The 17,505-nt window shown below is 67.3% G+C and carries 15 protein-coding genes; 2 read left to right on the top strand and 13 right to left on the bottom strand.

All coding sequences use genetic code 11. The features are described from left to right. Window positions 1-342 (top strand): CU044_2847 family protein, encoded by a 342-nt coding sequence (locus tag Prum_RS33930; protein WP_173080202.1) that lies wholly within the window; start codon window positions 1-3, stop codon window positions 340-342. A gap of 344 nt (window positions 343-686) precedes the next feature. Here the strand turns inward: Prum_RS33930 and Prum_RS49895 are convergent, their stop codons facing one another. The 10 genes from Prum_RS49895 to Prum_RS33885 form a co-directional block, all read right to left on the bottom strand. Then, the gene (locus Prum_RS49895) at window positions 687-1,520 is read right to left on the bottom strand and encodes a GH32 C-terminal domain-containing protein (protein WP_246278655.1); all 834 of its coding nucleotides are present in this window, start codon (window positions 1,518-1,520) and stop codon (window positions 687-689) included. A gap of 8 nt (window positions 1,521-1,528) precedes the next feature. Beyond that, window positions 1,529-2,665, bottom strand: a complete 1,137-nt coding sequence (locus Prum_RS33925; protein ID WP_218577459.1) for a glycoside hydrolase family 32 protein — start codon at window positions 2,663-2,665, stop codon at window positions 1,529-1,531. A gap of 31 nt (window positions 2,666-2,696) precedes the next feature. Beyond that, on the bottom strand, window positions 2,697-4,106 hold the full coding sequence (locus Prum_RS33920; RefSeq protein WP_173080200.1) for a glycoside hydrolase family 32 protein: 1,410 nt from the start codon (window positions 4,104-4,106) through the stop codon (window positions 2,697-2,699). After that, the gene (locus Prum_RS33915) at window positions 4,103-4,984 is read right to left on the bottom strand and encodes a carbohydrate ABC transporter permease (protein WP_173080197.1); all 882 of its coding nucleotides are present in this window, start codon (window positions 4,982-4,984) and stop codon (window positions 4,103-4,105) included. The genes Prum_RS33920 and Prum_RS33915 overlap by 4 nt, the downstream gene beginning before the upstream one ends. Window positions 4,985-4,986: 2 nt before the next feature. Continuing rightward, window positions 4,987-5,826: a carbohydrate ABC transporter permease gene (locus Prum_RS33910; RefSeq protein WP_218577458.1), complete on the bottom strand. Its 840-nt coding sequence runs from the start codon at window positions 5,824-5,826 to the stop codon at window positions 4,987-4,989. A gap of 142 nt (window positions 5,827-5,968) precedes the next feature. Further along, on the bottom strand, window positions 5,969-7,252 hold the full coding sequence (locus Prum_RS33905; protein ID WP_173080193.1) for an ABC transporter substrate-binding protein: 1,284 nt from the start codon (window positions 7,250-7,252) through the stop codon (window positions 5,969-5,971). An 87-nt stretch (window positions 7,253-7,339) separates the two neighbouring features. Next, entirely contained in the window at window positions 7,340-8,365 is a 1,026-nt protein-coding gene (locus Prum_RS33900; RefSeq protein WP_173080191.1) for a LacI family DNA-binding transcriptional regulator, read from the bottom strand. Window positions 8,366-8,667: 302 nt separating this feature from the next. Further along, complete coding sequence (locus Prum_RS33895) at window positions 8,668-10,452, bottom strand: IS481 family transposase (RefSeq protein ID WP_173084444.1); 1,785 nt, start codon at window positions 10,450-10,452, stop codon at window positions 8,668-8,670. A gap of 502 nt (window positions 10,453-10,954) precedes the next feature. Next, window positions 10,955-12,919 (bottom strand): toll/interleukin-1 receptor domain-containing protein, encoded by a 1,965-nt coding sequence (locus tag Prum_RS33890; RefSeq protein WP_173080189.1) that lies wholly within the window; start codon window positions 12,917-12,919, stop codon window positions 10,955-10,957. A gap of 494 nt (window positions 12,920-13,413) precedes the next feature. Further along, window positions 13,414-14,271, bottom strand: coding sequence for a phosphotransferase family protein (locus tag Prum_RS33885; protein WP_173080187.1), 858 nt, complete (start codon window positions 14,269-14,271; stop codon window positions 13,414-13,416). Window positions 14,272-14,463: 192 nt separating this feature from the next. Between Prum_RS33885 and Prum_RS33880 the strand changes: the two genes are divergently transcribed. Beyond that, complete coding sequence (locus Prum_RS33880) at window positions 14,464-15,036, top strand: recombinase family protein (protein ID WP_246278263.1); 573 nt, start codon at window positions 14,464-14,466, stop codon at window positions 15,034-15,036. 159 nt (window positions 15,037-15,195) lie between these two features. Here the strand turns inward: Prum_RS33880 and Prum_RS33875 are convergent, their stop codons facing one another. From Prum_RS33875 to Prum_RS33865, 3 genes are all read right to left on the bottom strand, one after another. Next, window positions 15,196-15,717, bottom strand: coding sequence for an RICIN domain-containing protein (locus Prum_RS33875; RefSeq protein WP_246278654.1), 522 nt, complete (start codon window positions 15,715-15,717; stop codon window positions 15,196-15,198). A 470-nt stretch (window positions 15,718-16,187) separates the two neighbouring features. Further along, on the bottom strand, window positions 16,188-16,811 hold the full coding sequence (locus Prum_RS33870; protein WP_173080183.1) for a TetR/AcrR family transcriptional regulator: 624 nt from the start codon (window positions 16,809-16,811) through the stop codon (window positions 16,188-16,190). After that, on the bottom strand, window positions 16,808-17,455 hold the full coding sequence (locus tag Prum_RS33865) for a fatty acid desaturase (protein ID WP_218577457.1): 648 nt from the start codon (window positions 17,453-17,455) through the stop codon (window positions 16,808-16,810). The genes Prum_RS33870 and Prum_RS33865 overlap by 4 nt, the downstream gene beginning before the upstream one ends. Window positions 17,456-17,505 lie beyond the last annotated feature (50 nt).

The raw sequence follows: 17,505 nt of genomic DNA, 5'->3' as shown, positions 1-17,505 counted from the left end.
GTGACCGACGCGCACGGCAACGACGACACGCTGCTGGTACCCATCGACGTGGGTGGTCAGCGGGTCATCATGGCAGCCCGCAGAATCGACACCGATCGCTCCGGTACCGCCACCGAGCAGCCGATCGCCGGCCGCCTTCCCCAGCTCCAACAGGTGATTGACGGGCTTGCCGCGTTCGCCGAGCAGGTGGCGAACCGGCTGAAGGACACCGAAGCATCGAGAGTGACCGTAAACTTCGGGTGCCAGGTCGCGGTCGAGTCTGGCACGTTCGTCGCCGTCATCGGAAAGGCGTCAACGTCCAGCACGTTCACCGTCGAGCTGGAATGGACCAATCAAACCTGACGATGGTGGTTGTGGGTGTTCAGGCTGGGATCGGCGCGCTCGCCGGGAAGCGGTCGATGTTGCGCTCGACCCAGACGCGCAGCGCGGTGAGCGGCTCGCACGCGTCCCGCGACCACCGAGCTCGGACCGATCGACGCGGCCACGATGCGCCAGGCACACGCTCTCGTCGAGAGCTCGGCCACCATCGGCAAGGTCGTCATCGCCGGCTGGTAGCCGCCGATGGCCAGTCGATCACGCCGCGGCGCCGCGGTGGCCCGGCCTGAGGCCGGGCCGCCAGCAGCATCCGCCAGCGACCCTCGCGTTCGTCGCGGAAGCCGGACGGGTCGCGCCAGTCGCCGGTTCGGTCAGGCGGTCGAGGTCAGCAGGAACTGGTCGGCGGTGATGTGCCCCCAGCCGCCGGTGTTGTTGTCGACGATCTGGATGTGGGCGGTGCGGCCCATGAGGTTGCCGAGGTCCCAGGTGGTCCATCGCAGGTACTCCTCGTCCCGGCCGGTGGCGGTGCGTGCGATCTGGCCGTCGACGACGAGGTTTACCGAGGTGGCGTAGCCGGCGCCGTTGGGATGGTTTCCGCCGCCGACGAGGAACTTGAGGTAACGCTGGTTGATTCTGAAGGTGGGGGACGTCAGGATGCCGGTGCTGGCGTCGCCGCCGAGGTAGGTGTTGACCAGTCCGTCGCCGAGGTACCCGCCGACTGGCTGCTGGTCCGGCAGGGTTCCGGTGGCCGGGGCCGTGCCGAACGCGGTGCCGGTCCGGGTCCACGTGCCGTAGGTGCCGTTCTCGAAGTCGGCCAGGACCGTTCCGGTGGGTGCCGGCTGCTGGTTGATGTTGGTGAGGGTGCGGATGGTCAGGTTGGCGAAGGTAGCGGCGCCGCCGTCGGTGTAGAGGGCGATGCCGTTGTCGCCCGGCGCGGCGAATACCTCGCTGGAGTGCACGTACTTGCCGTCGTCGACGAAGACTTCGATGGTCGTACGGTCGACCAGGATGCGCAGCCGGACGTTCTTGCGTGCGGGATCGAACGGCGACTTGCTTTCCAGGAAGCGGCCGGAGGTGTCGGGATGGTTGGTGAAGCCGCGGTTGAGGTAGGCGTAGTTGCCGAAGACACCGATGTCCGCGTGCCGAGAGCCGTCGGCGGACTTGCGTAGCTGCAGACCGACGTTGTTGAGCTGGGACCAGCTGATATCGGCGGTCAGCTCGTACGCTTCCCCGCGTAGCTGAGCGGGACAATGCCGTTCACCTGCACGGTGCCGAGACTCGTCGTGCTGGCGACGATGTTGCCCAGGCCGTTGACCGGTTGGGAGACGAGGCTGTAGCCGCCGTCGCTCTGCCGCTTGAGCTTGATTTCCCGCACGATCGAGTTGGTGCCGTTGAAGCCGTCGTTGGCCCAGGTGGGTGTGTTGCCCGCGTAGTCCCAGTTGTTCATCCAGCCGATGGCGTAACGGCTGCCGAGCGGGTTGGCGGGGTTCTCCCAGGTGACCGCGGCGTACCAGTCCCAGCCGTAGTCGAGCCACTGGTGGGTGCCGTCCTGCTGGAATCCGGTGCCGGTGAAGGTGCCGGTCCAGTACGCGTAGGTGTTGGGTTGGCCGATGTGTTTGCCGTTGGCCGAGGCGCCGAGGACCCACTTGGTGGTGCCGTCGTCGGCGACCATCTTGAACAGGTCGGGGCACTCCAGCACGCCGAGTCCGGGCATGGCCCACTCGCCGGCTCGTTGCCACGTCTTGAGGTTGGTGGAGGTGTAGAAGCTGAGCCGGTCGTTCTCCGCCAGGACAGTGACCCAGCGGTTGCGGTCGCCGTCCCAGATGGTCTTCGGGTCGCGGGAGTCGACGCGCCCGGGGTTCGGGATGACCGGAGCTGCGCTGTAGGGGCGGAAGGTGGCGCCGCGGTCGGTGGAGTACCAGAGGAACTGGGCCTGCGCGTTGTTGTTGGCCGCGTGTGCCTGGGTGGCCAGCACGACCACGGCGTTGCGTCCGAAGCCGGCGGTGTTGTTGGTGTCCACGACCGCCGACCCGGACCAGATGCTGCCGTTGACGGTGGTGTCCTTGGGGACGGCGACACCGCGGTCGGTGAACCGGACCAGGTCGGTGGTGGTGGTCCGCCGCCATGCGGTGTGGTTCGTGCGCGGGTAGTCGTTGTTGTAGAGGTAGTAGTAGTGGAATTGCCCGTCGAGGTAGATCGGGCGTTGCGGGTCGTTCATCCAGTAGTCCGGGACGGTGTGGTGGTACGCCGGCCGGTAGCTCGTCGCCGCGACGGGTGTCGCGTCGATGTGTCTGATCGGTGTCACGGACCCGACCAGTAGAGCGGCGGCGAGGAGGAGCGATGGTCTCATGGGGTGACCTCACTTGCTGTGCGGGTCGGCGCTAGCGAGCGCCGGGTGCCTGAAGCTGCCAGGCGGTGACGACAGCCTGGGTTCCTGTTGCGCCCTGGAAGTGCAGGACCGTGTGGTGGGGTGTGGGTGCGGGGTAGAGCCGTTCGGTGAAAACGACTCCGTCGGGCAGGAACAGCTCGACGATCGATCCGTCGAGCAGCAGACGCACGTCGACCATGTTCGTGTTCGGTGCGATGCGGCCGGCGGCGGCACGTGCCGTCCGATCCGCGTGGTGAACCTGTCGTCGCAGATCCACCTGGCCGGTCGCGGGATCGACCGTCACGGTGAGCTCGTCGTCGTCGACCGCGAGGGCGAGCGTTGCCAAGCGATCTGGCAGGACGTGCAGTCGGATCTCGATGTCGAGCGGGCCCGATGGTAGGAGCAGGCTTTCCCGCGTAGCGAGCACCTGTGTGGTGGCGGTGCCGCGCAGCGCGTGCAGTTCTCGTGCCGGTGCGGTGATGAGACGGCCGGTGGGGTCGAGTGTCAGCTCTCGTGGGAGGGTCATGGCGCCGGCCCAGCCGGATGCCAGGACGTCTGGTTCGCTGCGGTCCTCCCAGGACCAGGCCCACATCAGGGTGCGGTCCGGGGCGGTCAGGACGGCGGGTGCGTAGAAGTCGCGGCCGGAGTCGACCAGGCCGCCGCCGGTGGGGTTGAAATGTGGGATGCCGCCGGACACGTCGAGGTCCCCGACGAGGTAGGCGACCCGTCCCAAGATCTCGTCTGTCCACAGTGAAACGATGAGCACCCAGCGGTCGGCCAGGCGGACCAGCTGCGGGCATTCCCAGATGTCCGCCGGTGCGTGCGTCTTGGCTACCGCGTCGCCGGTGTCCAGCAGCGGCCCGAGGTACGTCCACTCGCGCAGGTCGTCGCAGGCGTACAGCAGCACGGTGGCCCCTCCCCCGCCGGCCAGTCCCGCGCCGACCAGTGCATACCGGCCTCCGTCCACAGTGAACACGAAAGGGTCGCGGTAGCCGATCAGGTCGAGTCCTGCGGGTGGGCGGGCGGCCGCGGTGGGGTGTTTGGACCACGATCGCAGCTCGTCGTCGTCCGCCGTGGCCAGGCACACGCTCGCGTCGAGGACGCTGTCGCCAATTCCGGTGTAGACGGCGGTGGGCACGCCGGCGTCGTCTGTGACACAACCGGACCAGCAGCCTCCCGCGTCCAGATGGCCCGGTGTCGGGGCGAACGCCACGGGTTCGGTCTGCCAGTGCAGCAGGTCGGCGCTGCTCGAGTGACCCCAGGCGATGTGCGCGTGCACCGGAGCGGACGGGTTGTGTTGGTAGAACAGGTGGTATCGGCCGTTCCATCGGAAGGGGCCGTTCGGATCGTTCACCCAACCGTTGGCAGGGCGTACGTGCAGGGCGGGGAAGGCGCGATCATGCGTGCGGGGCTCGACGGTCATCCCTTCACGCCCGTGGCGGCGATGCTGTTGACGAAGGCGCGTTGGAAGGCGAGGAACAGCGCCAGCACGGGCAGGGTGATGAGTGTGGAGTAAGCCATGATCTCGCCCCAATGGACTTTGAGTTGGAAGAAGTAGGAGGCGCCGACCATGACCGGGCGCAGCTCCTCGGTCTGCACGACCATGAGTGGCCACAGGTAGGAGTTCCACGCGGGGAGGAAGGTGAGGATCGCAACGGTCGCGATCGCCGGTCCGGACAGCGGCATGACGACGGTGCGGTAGATGCGGAACCAGCCGGCGCCGTCGACCCGGGCGGCCTCGTCGAGCTGTCGCGGGATGCTCTGGAAGTAGGAGTAGAACAGGTAGATGGAGAAGGCGTTGGCGACGAACGGCAGCACCTGGACGCGGTAGGTGTCGAGCCAGCCGGTGCTCCAGGTCAGTTGCAGGCCGTGCATGGTGAGCCAGGGCAGCTTGTCGACCCACCAGACGAGCGGGAGCGCGAACGTCTCGAAGGGCACCACCAGCGTGGCGATGACGACGGTAAGCGCCAGGCGGCTTCCCCGCCACGACAGCCGGGACAGGGCAAACGCGGCCATGCTGTTCACCAGGATGCCGAGGGCGACCGTCGCCAGCGAGATGCCCAGCGAGTTGAGCAGAAACCGCGCGGCGGGCACCGTGTCGAAGACGCCGGCGTAGTTGTCCCACGAGATGTCGCCGACCGGCAGGAAGGCGCGTACCGATCCGACGTCCTTGAAGATGTCCGTGTCGGGCTTCAACGACGATACGAACATGAACAGCAACGGGAAGGCGAACAGGGCGGCGCACAGCAGCCGGGCGACTAGCACCGCCGCGCGGGTCCTGGTGGAGTTCCTGGCGCGCATCGTCAGGCGCTCCTCTCGCGGGTGAGCCACCGCTGGATCAGCGAGACCGTCAGCACCAGTAGGAAGAAGACCAGGGAGATCGTGGACGCGTAGGCGGTCTGCTGTTGCTGATAGCCGACGCGCACGGCCTGGAAGACCACTGTGGACGTAGCATCCAGTGGGCCACCGCCGGTCATGACGTGGATCTGGGTGAACAGGCTCAGCGCGGCGATGGTGATCGTCACCAGGATGAAGGTTCGCGTGTTTCGCAGACCCGGCCAGGTGATGTAGCGGAACGTGTGCCACCTGCCGGCGCCGTCGATCTCGGCGGCCTCGTACAGCTCACCGGGAATGGTCTGCAGACCCGCGAGCCAGATCACCATGTGGAAGCCGACCGCCTGCCACGCCGACATGAACATGATCGCGGGAAGTGCGGTGCTCGTGTCGTTGAGCCAGTCGATGTGTACGACGTTGCCGGTCATCCAGTGCAGCATGCTGTTGACGAGGCCGTCCGGCTGGTACATGAACCGCCACAGGATCGAAACGACCACAATGGACGTAACCACCGGTACGAAGTAGAGTGTCCGGAACAGGTTCGTGCCGCGCATCTTCACGTTCACCAGCAGCGCGAGCAGCAGCGCGAAGCCGGACTGCGCCGGCACGATGACTGCGGCGAATAGCAGCGTGTTCCGCAACGACGCCCAGAACACCGGATCGTCGAGCAACCGCTGGAAGTTGTCCAGCCCGACGAACTCCAGCGGCTTCGGGCTGATCAGCCGGGCATCGGTGAAGGAGAGCGCGAAGCCCAGCGCGACCGGGACGAAGAAGAACACGACGAGCAGGACCCCGGCGGGGGCAACCATGAGCAGCCCCGTCCGTCCCTGACCGTGCCGGCTTCTTCGGGTGGAGCCGCGAGGCGTAGGTTTTGCCGCGGCGACAGTCATGCGCTCTCCAACGGTTGATGCGTGCGGGGGTGCGGGCGCCGGCTCGCACCCCCGCGACTGGTCAGAAGCCGTAGTAGTCGTTGGACTTCAGGTCCCGGTCGATGTCCGCGACCGCGCGGTCCAGGATCTGCTTGGGATCGCCGCCGGCCACGATGTCCTGCGTCGCCTTCGCGAACGTGGTCGTCAGGTACGGGTATCCCGGAGTCGGCGGGCGCACCATCGCCAGCTCTTTCGACTCGTCCAGGAAGAACCGCTTCTCCCCACCGGGCTGCCAGCCCGGGACCAGCGCTGCGGCCTCCTCGCTGGCCGGGATGACGTTCTGCTTCTCCGCGAACGCCGCCATGTTCTTCGCGGTCAGCGACGTGCGCAGGTACTCCATGGCGGTCGCCTTGTCCGGGCAACTGCTGCTGACCGCCCACTGCCACGAGCCGCCGCCGACCTTGGCCCCGTTGCCGAAGTTCGGCGGCGGCAGGACGACGCCATCGTCCACTTTGCTCAGCGAGCCGGAGTTCCAGATCCCGGACCAGACCATCGCCGACTTGCCGTTGACGAAGTCGGCGAACGCGTCCGCACTCGACTTCTGCGGCGAGTAGCCCTTCTTCACCAAGCCCTGCATCCAGGTCGCCCACGCCAGCGCCTTGTCACCGTTGAGCACACCACTGGCCGACTTGTAGGAGGTGCGGTCGATGAGATCGCCGCCGAAGCTCTGCAGGAACGGCGAATAGCCGTAGGTCCACCACTCGGTTCCCGTGTCGCCGGTGCCCAGATCGAACGTGATCGGGTATTTCCCACCCGCCTTGACCTTCTGCAGCACCTGGTCGAACTCGGCGGCCGTCCACGGCTGCGCGAGGGTCGGGATGCGTGCCCCGGCCGCGGTCAGCGCCGACTTGCGGGCGAACAGCCCGAGCGCGGCCTCGTAGTAGCCCACCGAGTATGTCTTGCCCTGGTACTTGCCGACCGTACTGGGCAGTTGCTTGGCCAGCAGGTCATCGGGGATCTCCAGAGGCGTGAGGTAGCCGGCGTAGGCCCAGTTCGGGACGGTGGGGGCGTCGGTGTCCAAGATGCACGGCAGCTTCTTCGCCGTAGCGGCCGACACGACGGCCTCGTTGTAGGCGGCCTGCGGGAAGGCCCGGACGGTGACCTTCCTGTCCGGGTGGGCCGCATTCCAGTCATTGGCGATCTGCTCGACAACCGCGAGCTCCTGCGGGTTGCCGGCATTGTGGGTCCACAAGGTCAGGCCGTCGTCGGACGAGCCGCCGGCATTTTCGGAACCGCACGCCGCCGCGGCGGCCACGACCGCCGCGGCAAGGCACCAGCTCAATGGTCTTTTCGTCGATGTCCTCATTACGTGCTACTCCTCACAAAACGGCTGCAATGGGGGCATGGCTACGCCTAGCGATGGCGTGGTAAAGGTGACGGGGAGCGCTTGCGGTCAGAGCGTGGGCGGTCCTACCGACTCGCGCCGGACCAACGGGCACGGCAGGATCGCTCGCTCGACGGGCGTGTTCGGATCGAGGATTCTCGCGATGAGGGCGTCGACAGCCCACGCACCCATCGCGTAATGGGGCAGGGCGACGGTGGTCAGCCCCGGCAACAGTCCCTCACTGATCTCTTCCTGGTCGTCGAACCCGACAACGGACAGGTCGGCGGGGATCCGTAGCCCGAGCGCGGAGGCCGCCTGGTAGGCGCCCATCGCGACACGGTCGTTGAAACAGAACAGAGCGCTGGGACGCTCGCGCCGGCTCAACAGCTCGGACGCCGCGGCGTACCCCTCGCGGGAAACGGGGTGCGCGGACACCACGAGCCGAGGGTCGAAGGAGACCTCGGCTTCACGCAGAGCCTTCTGGTATCCGGCCAGCCGGCCGGATGTGGCGGGGATGTCGAGGTTGCTGTTGACGAAGCCGATGCGCCGATGCCCGTGGTCAAGCAGCTCCTTCGTCGCCAGATACGCCCCGCCCTCCTCATCCGGCACGACCGACGGCAGATCCGCGCTGTCGTCCTCGGCATCCAGCACCACCGTGGGCACCGTCCGCAGCTGGTCGGGCACCCGTACGACGCGGTGGTACATGGTCGTGTAGAGCACGCCGTCCACCCGGCTCTGCAGCAGGGCCGAGATCTCCTTACGCTCCAGCTCCGGATCGAGGCCCGTGTTGAGCAGCATCAACAACCAGCCGTGCTTGCTCGCGGCCTCCTGCGCGCCCAACACCATCCGCCCGGCGAACGGCGTCGTGGTGACCTCGTCACCGAGCAGCCCCAAGGTGTTGGTGCGCTGGGCCCGCAACTGCCGCGCCACCTCGTTGGGCACGTAGCCAAGACGCTCCGCGGCCTCGTGGACCCGCCGCCGCGTCTCGGCGCCAACCCGTGCCGAAGCCACGTTGTTGAGCACCAGGGACACGGTGGTCACCGACACGCCGGCGGCCTCCGCCACCGTGCGGATCTTCACCTTCGGCTTCCTCATCCCCACACCTGCCAAACCCTTTTACCACCTCGGATGAACAACACTGTCAGGCTTGGTAAAACGGTTTGTCAACGGAGGTAAACGGCCGTTACACGACCGTAACAATCCGCGGCGGACACGCCGACGGCCGGTCAACCGAAGATGTGATCCGGACGCCGCGGCCGGGTTGGCGGGCCTAAAGGCCCAGGTCAGCCCGGCCGGTGTCCGCCTGAAGCATCCACCCGCTGCGTAAGATCCACATCGTGTGGTGTGCGGTCTCGGGACATGCTGGACACATTGTTCGCGGGACATGCTGGACATGATCAGGTGGTGGCTGAGCCGGTTTGGTAGGCCCTGAACCGGGTTACCGGTCGGTTCTCGAGCCGTGGGTGTAGGGCGAGTTCCTCACCGTTGTGTAGGACGCGGAGGTGGGTGTCCTCGACGAGGATGGTGACGAGCTTGCCGGCGTGGGTGCGCCCGACGCGGATGCGTTGGCGGGTGACCATGACGATGCCGTCGACCGGGACGCGTCGTTCCACCTGGATCGGTCCGGTCTGTGGGGCGGCGAGCTCGGTGGTGGCGAGGCGGGCGCCGCGTAGCCGTCCGCGCTGTTCGACGGGGACGGGTGAGGGCAACGTCTTGGCTAGGACGCCGTCGGCGATGACGTGGACGAGGTGCCCGTCGAGGCGTGCGGTGACGCGCGTGCCGGCGAGGTTGGCGCCGAGGAGTAGGTCGTGACCGCCGAGGCCGATGACGCCGTCGGCGTTGACGGTGCGGTCGACCTCCACGACAGCGCCGGCGGGTAGGACGCGGTTGCGGGTTGCGGTGTTGGCTGGTGGTGGCCCGGCGGGGACGGCGCCGCGTAGCCGCAACTCGTGAAGGTCCTGTGTGGACAGACTCGATGGCAGGGTCCGCACGAGTTGTCCACCGATGAGGATGTGCACGCTGTGCTCGTCCGCCCACACGTGGGCCGGCTGCCCGGCATGGGTGGGGCCCATCTTGATCCGCTGCGCCCTCGGCAGGACACTGAGCACGCCGGAAGCGGCGATGACGGTATCGAACTCGACCGCGTTGACGCCGGCGGGCAGCAACACCGCGGCTGGCGATCGCGGGGGTGCCGAGGGCGTCGGGTCAGGTGCGGCGGGTGCGGTCACGGTCAGCGCGTCGGGCTTGTGGTGGCGGGGCTGGAACAGGCTGGCTGGGGTGGCCATGTTCAGCGCTTGGTGCGGGCGGACGTGGTTGTAGGCGTGCACCCACGCGTCGACCGCCGCCTGCGCGGCCGGTAGGTCGGTGAACGGGCCGGCCTCGTCCAGCAGTTCGCGGCGCAGCGTCTGATGGAAACGCTCGATCTTCCCGGTCGTGGTCGGCGACCTCGGCTTGGTCAACAGCGTGGTGATCCCGTGTTCGCGGCAGACCCGCTCGAACAGCACCTCCGCCGGCATCGGCCTGGTGAACCGGCCAGTGAACTGCTTGCCGTTGTCGGTCAACACTTCAGACGGCACGCCGTACCGGTTCATCGCGGCGGTGAACGCCTCGCACACCGCGCGGCCGTTCGGCACGGCTAACACCGCCGCTACCACGACGTAGCGGGAGTGGTCGTCGATCCCGGTCAGCAGCTTGAACTCCCGCCCGTCGGCCAGGTAGATGCCGCCGACCAGGTCCAGCTGCCACAGGTGCATCGGGGTCTCCCGCTGCCACCGCTTGTACTTACGCGGATGGTGCTGCTCCTGCTCCCGCACCAGGCCGTTGCGGACCAGAGCCCGGTGCACAGTGGCCTGTGACGGCACCGCGGTGACGCCGCGGCGGGCGAGCTCGAACACCAACCGCCGGGCGCCCCACCGCCGGTGCGTACGGCGCAGCTCGCACACCAACGCCTCGATCTCCGCGGCCAGCCGGTGCGGGCTGTGATGCGGCCGCCGGGACTGGTCCTCCAGACCGGCCAGGCCGTCGCGTTCGTAGCGGGCCTTCCACGTGTACACCGACTGCCGCGACGCCCCGTACCGCAACGCCACCTCGACCACCGGCGACCCGTTACGGACCTCCAACACCGCCCGATACCGGTGCTCCACCTGCCACGAACGGCCCGCCGTATCGCCTGCCTTGTCCAAAGTCACGGACGGTCCAACGACCCGCCACTGTCAGGGATGTCCCGATGACAAATTGCCTACAAAGTCCTGAGACTCCACACGACACACATCGACGCTTCACGCCACGCGGCGAGGCCACATGCGGCGATCTGGAGATCCTGCGGGAGAAGGACCTCAAGATCGCACCGCGGTCAGCTACCACAGTCCACACAGGACGATACTGCGACACGACCGGACAACCACAAGATCATCGCCAGAACCGAAATCCGTGAGCGGACAGTTGGCCGCGCTCGGACTCGTTCAGCGGCCGCTCGCGCGTGGTGTAGCGGTGCTCCCCGGATTGCTCCGTCGACCGTGACATGGACGAACCTCCTGCGAGCAGGCTACTGGCCACCTCCGACCACTTCGGCCGACACGCGCGCCCGCGCACCGGACCACGGGCGCCGGAGGCGGAAACGGCCACGACGTAGGTGGGGACACCACGTGCCGCAGCTCTGACCCATGGCCATCACCGCGCGTGACTCTATGACAGCCTCCACACGATAATGGTGCCGTCGCCAGCGGCGGCGGCGACCAGACGCCCACTTGGGCTGAATGCCACCTTGTCGACGTAGTCACTGTGCCCGGTGAGGGTGGCGACCATCGTTGGGCGGGTTGGGACGCTCACGTTCCACAGCCTCACGGTCCTGTCGTAGCTGGCCGTGGCCACCGTGCGTCCGTTGGGGCTGAACGCCACCCCATCGACGGAATGGATGTGGCCCTTTAGGGTGGCGACCACGGTGGCGCGAGTGGGATCGCTGACGTTCCACAGTGTTGTGACCTTGTAGCCGGTTGTGGCCAGGAGCCGCCCGTCGGTACCGAAGGCCACCGCCTGGGTGAAACCTTGGCGGCCGGGCACGTTGCGGGCGGCCAGGGTGGCGAGCAAGGCAGGGCGGGCTGGGTCGCCGATATTCCACAGCTTGATCGTTCTGTCGCTGCCTGTCGTTGCCAACATGCTGCGGTTGGGGCTGAAAGCCACCCCTTCGACGGAGTCGGTGTGCCCGGTGAGCGTGGCGACCACGGCAGCGTGAGTGGGATCGCTAATGTTCCACAGCTTCACCGTCTTGGCGGCGCCAGCGGCAGCCAGGGTGTGCCCGTCGGGGCTGAACGCCATCTCGCCGATACGGCCGGTATAGCCGGTCAGGGTCGCGGCCACGGCGGCGTGGGCGGGTTCGCTGACATTCCACAGCTTTACCCTCTTTTGGTCTCCGGTCGTGGTCGCCAGGACCCGACCATCGGGACTGAACACCACCCGACCGCCGGAATCGGAAAGAGTGGCCCTCGGCGTGGGGGTGGCGGGGTTGCTGACGTCCCATAGCTTGACCTCGGTGGACCCGTAGGCGGCGCTGGCCAGGATCTGCGCGCGAGAGCTGAACGCCACCCCGTAATCGAAGTTGATCAGGGTGGCGACGCGCGCCGCTCGGGTGGGTTGGAAGCGGTCCACGCTGGCAAGGACGGGCGTGAGCGATGGCGTAGCGGCCGACGCAGAAACGGAGACCTGACTCGCAGACGGCGCGGGGGTACCAGACCCCTGACCGGCCGGCGATGTGGCACCGTTACGACCATGGGTGGGCACGTCGCTGGCCAACGCGGTTAGACCGCCGCTCACCATGGTCACGGCAACGACGACGCCCGTGATCGTGCGTCGCGACCAGCGCCGTGACCGCTCCGTGTCGGGTCCGATCTGCTCGACCGGCGGGACCGCGGTCGACCGGAGTTGGATCGGGCTGTTGACGCCGAGTCTGGCGGCGCTGGCGGCTGGTGCCGTACCGGGCACCGCATCTGCTGCCACCGGCTGCGATGGTGACGGTACAGACTTCTGGTCGTCGGCTGGAGTGGGCTTCGGCGCACCGGAGGTGACCATGTTGGGCAGGCGGGCCATGAATGTAGGGCCGGGCATTCTGCCACCGGTCACGTCCTCGTACTGAAGGTCGCTGAGTCCGAAGAACTCCCGACCCGACAGCAAGAGCGGCAGAATGGGCCTATCCGCCTTTTCGGCGTAGGTGATCTCCCGCATCACCCACCGCGACTCCTCGGCCGCGGGAGTCATCACGACGACGACCGCCGCGCAGGTATCGATCTTCTCCCGTATCACTTGGTCCCACCGGTGCCCGGTGATGATTTCCTGGTCGAGCCAGACGGGCACGCCGGCCCGCGTCAGGAACGACGCCAACCGCTGCGCATACGCCTGATCCCTGCGATGGCTGTAGCAGAGAAAGACGTGACCGCCGCCCGAGGTCGTCACCGGGGCCGCGACGTCCGACACGGGGACGATGTCCCGGCTGGCCCACCACGCGAACGGAGTCCCCACCATCGGCCCAACCACCGCAGCGATGGTGACCGCCGTGCCCCGGTCCAGCCGGAACACGGCTTCACCTAACCACCACGCCACCGCGAGCCCAGATCCCCCGATCATCACGGCGAGGACCCACCGCAGCGCCTGTCTCACCCTCGCACTCCTCCCGCACACGGGTAAGCCACCCCAAGGTCACCCATCGCAAAACGCGCGCCCTCTTTCGATGCGATCGACTCCCATAGTGGCCCCGTAAACCAGATTAGTGCTGACGACACAGCCCCACCTTGCGTCTGATGGTCGGAGACATGGGTCGGCGGGTAATCGAGGTCAAGCAGGGGCCGGATTTGGCCTACATCGCGAGTCTCGTTCAAGTTCGCGCCGCAGCGGGCGCTACTCCTTGACAAGTACCCATACGGTTGGGCCCCGTCGACCATTTCGAATGCGACCAGATCTTGATCCGGGGCGTTGATCATACCGCCGAGGATCCGGACTTGCCGCTTCAAATCACGCCGTGTCCGTGCTTGCGCCCGCTCGGGACTATCGCCAAGGAACTTCACCGTCGATACGGTATTCGGTCGAGGCGAAGGGCTCCAGACACTGCCTGGACCTCGGCCGCGACCATCCTGATCGCGGCATATAGTGCGTCGCTACTCGGCGGCGAGAGTACCAAGTGTGGGCCACGGCGGACCCTGGCGGAGCAAGGTAAGGATGTTTCGGCCGTGCTGGTGCCCATCCGGGAATTCATCGAGGATGTCCCAGCGCCAGGCCGCGACCATCGCAAGCACGAGCCGTCGACATTCCGCGAGCAGAACTTGATCGACGTCCGGATAGCGCGCGCTGACCTCCTCTGGCACGTGGGCAACATCAAATTCGATGGGTCCGCGGCAGCACGTCTCGAAGTCGATGAACAGCAGGCCGTCACAGGTGTTGAGGAGGTTGCCGGGATGCGGTTCACCGTGCAGCAGCTGCTCGGCGGCGCCGCGGCTGTGGATCCGTTCACGAGCGCTCTGCAGCGTGCTGAGCAAGAGATGCCGGTCGGCATCCGCGAGCGCGGGGGTTTCGTCTCGCTGCGTGACCAGCCGCTCAGCCTCCGCGACCCGGTCCAGGAAGTGCGGAGTCGCGATCTCGACGCCTCGCATGCCGGTGTGCAGGCGATGCAGCACGTCGGCGTATGCGCCTGGCAAGTCCAGGTCGGCCGCCACGACCTCGTAGTAGGTCCATAAGGTCACGGCGAAGCCGTCGCGTTCGTAGACCCGCGGTTCAACCCGGGGCTCCAGCGCTGCGACAGGGCTCGCGACTGCTGCCAGTCGCCGAGCGAGCTCGACCTCAAGCGCGGCTACCTCTTGCCCTGTCAGTGCTACTCGCGCGAAGACGTCACACGGAAACAGACGTAGAGCGAGCTTGTTCGAATTATGAATCACGACTGCGTCGTCGACCCGCAGATACAGCTCTCCGGCCAGTGCTGTCGCCGCGGCCATCGCACGCGAAACGAACTCCGCCTCCACAACGTAAATCCTCGCACCTGCTCGCTCATAGACAGACGAGTGAGCCGATCAAGGGCTCTCCTGGCGAGGCCGTAACACACCACCGGCGGCCTAGCACGATGTTTCGATGCCCTTTCCTGCTGCTGCACCGCCCGCCGGGACCAGCTGTCTGCCGTCCACCCCGAAGATCGCGGTCTGCGGTTGGCCGGCCGGATGATTCAGGCGGCGGGGCTGCGGTTCGCGTTCTACGGTCGTGTGTCCACGCACGACCACCAGGACCCGGTATCGTCGCGGCGGTGGCAGTTCGACTTCGCCGCCGAACTCGTGGCCGGACACGGCCAGATCGTGGCCCACTACTTCGACATCGGCCACTCCCGCGAGATCGCCTGGACCGACCGTCCGGAAGCAGCCCGGCTGCTGGCCGCGATCACCGACCCGGACCGCGGCTTCGACGCGATCGTGGTCGGCGAGTACGCGCGGGCGTTCTACGGCAGCCAAGCGATCCACCTCGCTCCCCTGCTGCGCGAATACGGCGTGCAACTGTGGCTGCCCGAGGTCGATGGGCCAGTCGACCTGGACAACCCGACACACCAAGCACTACTGCTCATGCTCGGTGCGCAAGCCAAACAGGAGGTGCAGCGCGCCCCGGTTCCGCACCACCGCCGCCATGCAGGCACAAGCCCGCGAGCAAGGCCGCCACATCGGCGGCCCAGACCCCATACCCTGGACGAACGCACACCGTTGCCACCACCTCGGAACCAGACCGTCAGCCAGTCCGGAACCTAGGCACAGCAACGGCGTGCACCGCGTTACGACACGCTCACCCACCCACACATACAGCAGGAGAGCCCGAAGGTCGTGCTTTGATCTCCAATCCACAACCATTCGCCCTTGATCGACGCCGTTTCCCTTGATCGACGGGGCGCCGCCCCGTGTGGGGCGGGGTCAGATGTGGCGCTCTTCCCACTTCTGACCGTCCGAGCCGCTGTATCCCCACTGGACGATCCAGGTGCCGTTGGCATCGGAATCCCCGGAGACGGAGAGGACATAGCCGCTGTTCAGGTTTCTCAGGATCCAGCCCTCGCCGGCTCCCGCGGATGTCTTGACCCATTTCTGTTCGCGACCGCCGTTGCAGGTCCACTGGATAGCACGCGCTCCGGCGTCCTTGCTGGCGCTACCGATCGCGAGGCACTTGCCACTGTTGGAGTTGATGATTTCGTCATTGCCGGTCCAGCGCCAGGTCTGATGGGCGCCGCCGACACAGGACCAGCTGACCAGGGGAGCACCATTCGCGAGGCTCGCGCCACCGACGGACGCACACTTGTCAACGCCTCCTATCATGCCGTTGAAGGCGGCCAGCTGGAAGTATGCGATCGCGGCTCCGGCGGGTGCCGCGTTCAGCAGAGTCGACGCCGTGACGGCGATGAGGACGAGGGCGAGGAGACGATGGACGCGGACTGGGATCATCTTCACCGAGTTACCTCCATTGTGGATAGCCGTGCGTCGGGCCGGCCCTCGGTAGGGTGGGCATGGCCGTCTGCGGTGTGGAGTCTGGTGCCGGGCGTTGAGAACTCGCTGATTTTCCGCTGAGCCGTCCGGGTCGGCTGGCTCAGTACCGGCCACAGGGTCGGGTCGCCCGGAGGGATCCCGACTTCGGGCTCCCACGGAACGGAGCGTGACAGTCTCCCGTCACTCCGCTCGTACCATCGTGGCCATCATCAGGGGGTTACGTGCCCAGGTCCGGCGCTCTACGGCCCCGGCTCGGGAGGACGTGGAAAGGGCATGACTCACCCTGACCAAAGTGGAGCGTTGACAGGCACGCCGTGGAGCCGACGAGGCGCTGCCGTCCGGTTGCGCCGCCGTGTCCGGCGTACCCAAAGTTGTTTTCCAAGCCCGCGTGGTCGTGAGGCACACACCGCGTAAGGCGTCCTAGGAGGCTAGCTGGCCCGCGTTGCCCGGGTTCGCCGCAGGCGCGGCAGCTTGTCGAAGGCCGCCGCCAGCCGGGCTGCCTGCGCGAAGGCGGCCTGCGGCCGGGTGCTGTCGCCGTCGATGTGCGTCAGCGTCTGCATGCCGAGGTAGTACGCCACAGCGGCGCGCGCGGCGGTCGGCACGTTCACGAGGCGGGCCAGCGGTTTGCCGCGGAGCAACGTGCGCAACACTTCTTCGGCGAGGACCTCCCAGCGGCGGGTCTCTTGCGCCACGGCAGCGGCCAGCGGCGACCTCGGACGGGCGGCGGCCATCAGCTCCTGGATGGCCTCGATGTGACCGGAGTCCGCGTCCTCGGCGTACAGCGTGCACAGCCGGTCGACAAGCTGTACCGCACTGGTCACTCCGGCGACCCCGGCTCGATAGCGGGCTTCGCGCTGCTCGCTGGTGTGGGCGGCGGTGGCAAGGAACAGGTCGTCGAGATCGGTGAAGTGGTAGTAGATGACACCGGGCGCGAAGCCGCCAAGGGCTGCGATCGACCGGGCGGTGCTTCCGGCGTACCCGTGGGTGGCGAGGGCGAGGACCGCGGCCCGCAGGATGCGCTCGCGGGCCGCGGCGCGCGGCGATCCGGTCATGGCACCGCGACCGGTCGGACACCGGCCTGGGCGAGGTAAGGGTCGAGGCGGCGAGCGAGCTCGGGCAGGTGGTGGCTGGGGACCCGCGGGTAGAGGTGGTGCTCGAGATGGTAGGTCAACTCCAGGAAGATCACCGGGATGATGCGGCCGCGCAGGGTCCGGGTCTGGCGCAACGGTTCGTCGCCGTAGTCGTGGTGTGGCAGGTAGACGGTGAGAAGCGGGTAGACCCAGCTGCCGACGATCGCCATCACCACGTAGACCAGGACGCCCGGGGTCAGTGGCCAGAGCATGATGCCGCCGGTGACCGCGGCGACCGGGAGGAAGGCCTCCAGAAGCAGCCACGCGCGATCGCGCGGGCGAGCACGGGCGAACGCCCAGGTCCAGAGGCGTACGAGGAAGACCGGGCCGTAGCAGACGGCGCCGACGAAGGACAGGTTCGCCGGATATCCCTCGGGGTCGTCGATGCTCGGGAAGAGGCGATGGTGCTGGCGGTGCGTGATCCGGTAGGCGTGGCCGCTTTCGAGCAGAACCAGTCCGAGGGCGAACAGCCACCGGTCAGTCGCGGTCTCGGTGAGTCCGAACGTGCGGTGAACCACGTCGTGGGTAACGGTGACCACGGCGACGAAGGTGCCGAAGACGATCACCGGGGTGAGCCACCACCAGCCGGCCCAGACGGCGGCGGCGAAGCAGAGAA

It is taken from the genome of Phytohabitans rumicis, assembly GCF_011764445.1.
Taxonomy (GTDB): Bacteria; Actinomycetota; Actinomycetes; order Mycobacteriales; family Micromonosporaceae; genus Phytohabitans; species Phytohabitans rumicis.
This window is presented reverse-complemented; position numbering and strand designations above follow the sequence as displayed.

Coding starts and splice junctions, on each gene's coding strand:
- Prum_RS33925 (WP_218577459.1), bottom strand. CDS start 2,665: ATGAGACCATCGCTCCTCCTCGCCGCCGCTCTACTGGTCGGGTCCGTG.
- Prum_RS33920 (WP_173080200.1), bottom strand. CDS start 4,106: ATGACCGTCGAGCCCCGCACGCATGATCGCGCCTTCCCCGCCCTGCAC.
- Prum_RS33915 (WP_173080197.1), bottom strand. CDS start 4,984: ATGCGCGCCAGGAACTCCACCAGGACCCGCGCGGCGGTGCTAGTCGCC.
- Prum_RS33910 (WP_218577458.1), bottom strand. CDS start 5,826: ATGGTTGCCCCCGCCGGGGTCCTGCTCGTCGTGTTCTTCTTCGTCCCG.
- Prum_RS33905 (WP_173080193.1), bottom strand. CDS start 7,252: ATGAGGACATCGACGAAAAGACCATTGAGCTGGTGCCTTGCCGCGGCG.
- Prum_RS33900 (WP_173080191.1), bottom strand. CDS start 8,365: ATGAGGAAGCCGAAGGTGAAGATCCGCACGGTGGCGGAGGCCGCCGGC.
- Prum_RS33880 (WP_246278263.1), top strand. CDS start 14,464: ATGATTCAGGCGGCGGGGCTGCGGTTCGCGTTCTACGGTCGTGTGTCC.
- Prum_RS33875 (WP_246278654.1), bottom strand. CDS start 15,717: ATGATCCCAGTCCGCGTCCATCGTCTCCTCGCCCTCGTCCTCATCGCC.
- Prum_RS33870 (WP_173080183.1), bottom strand. CDS start 16,811: ATGACCGGATCGCCGCGCGCCGCGGCCCGCGAGCGCATCCTGCGGGCC.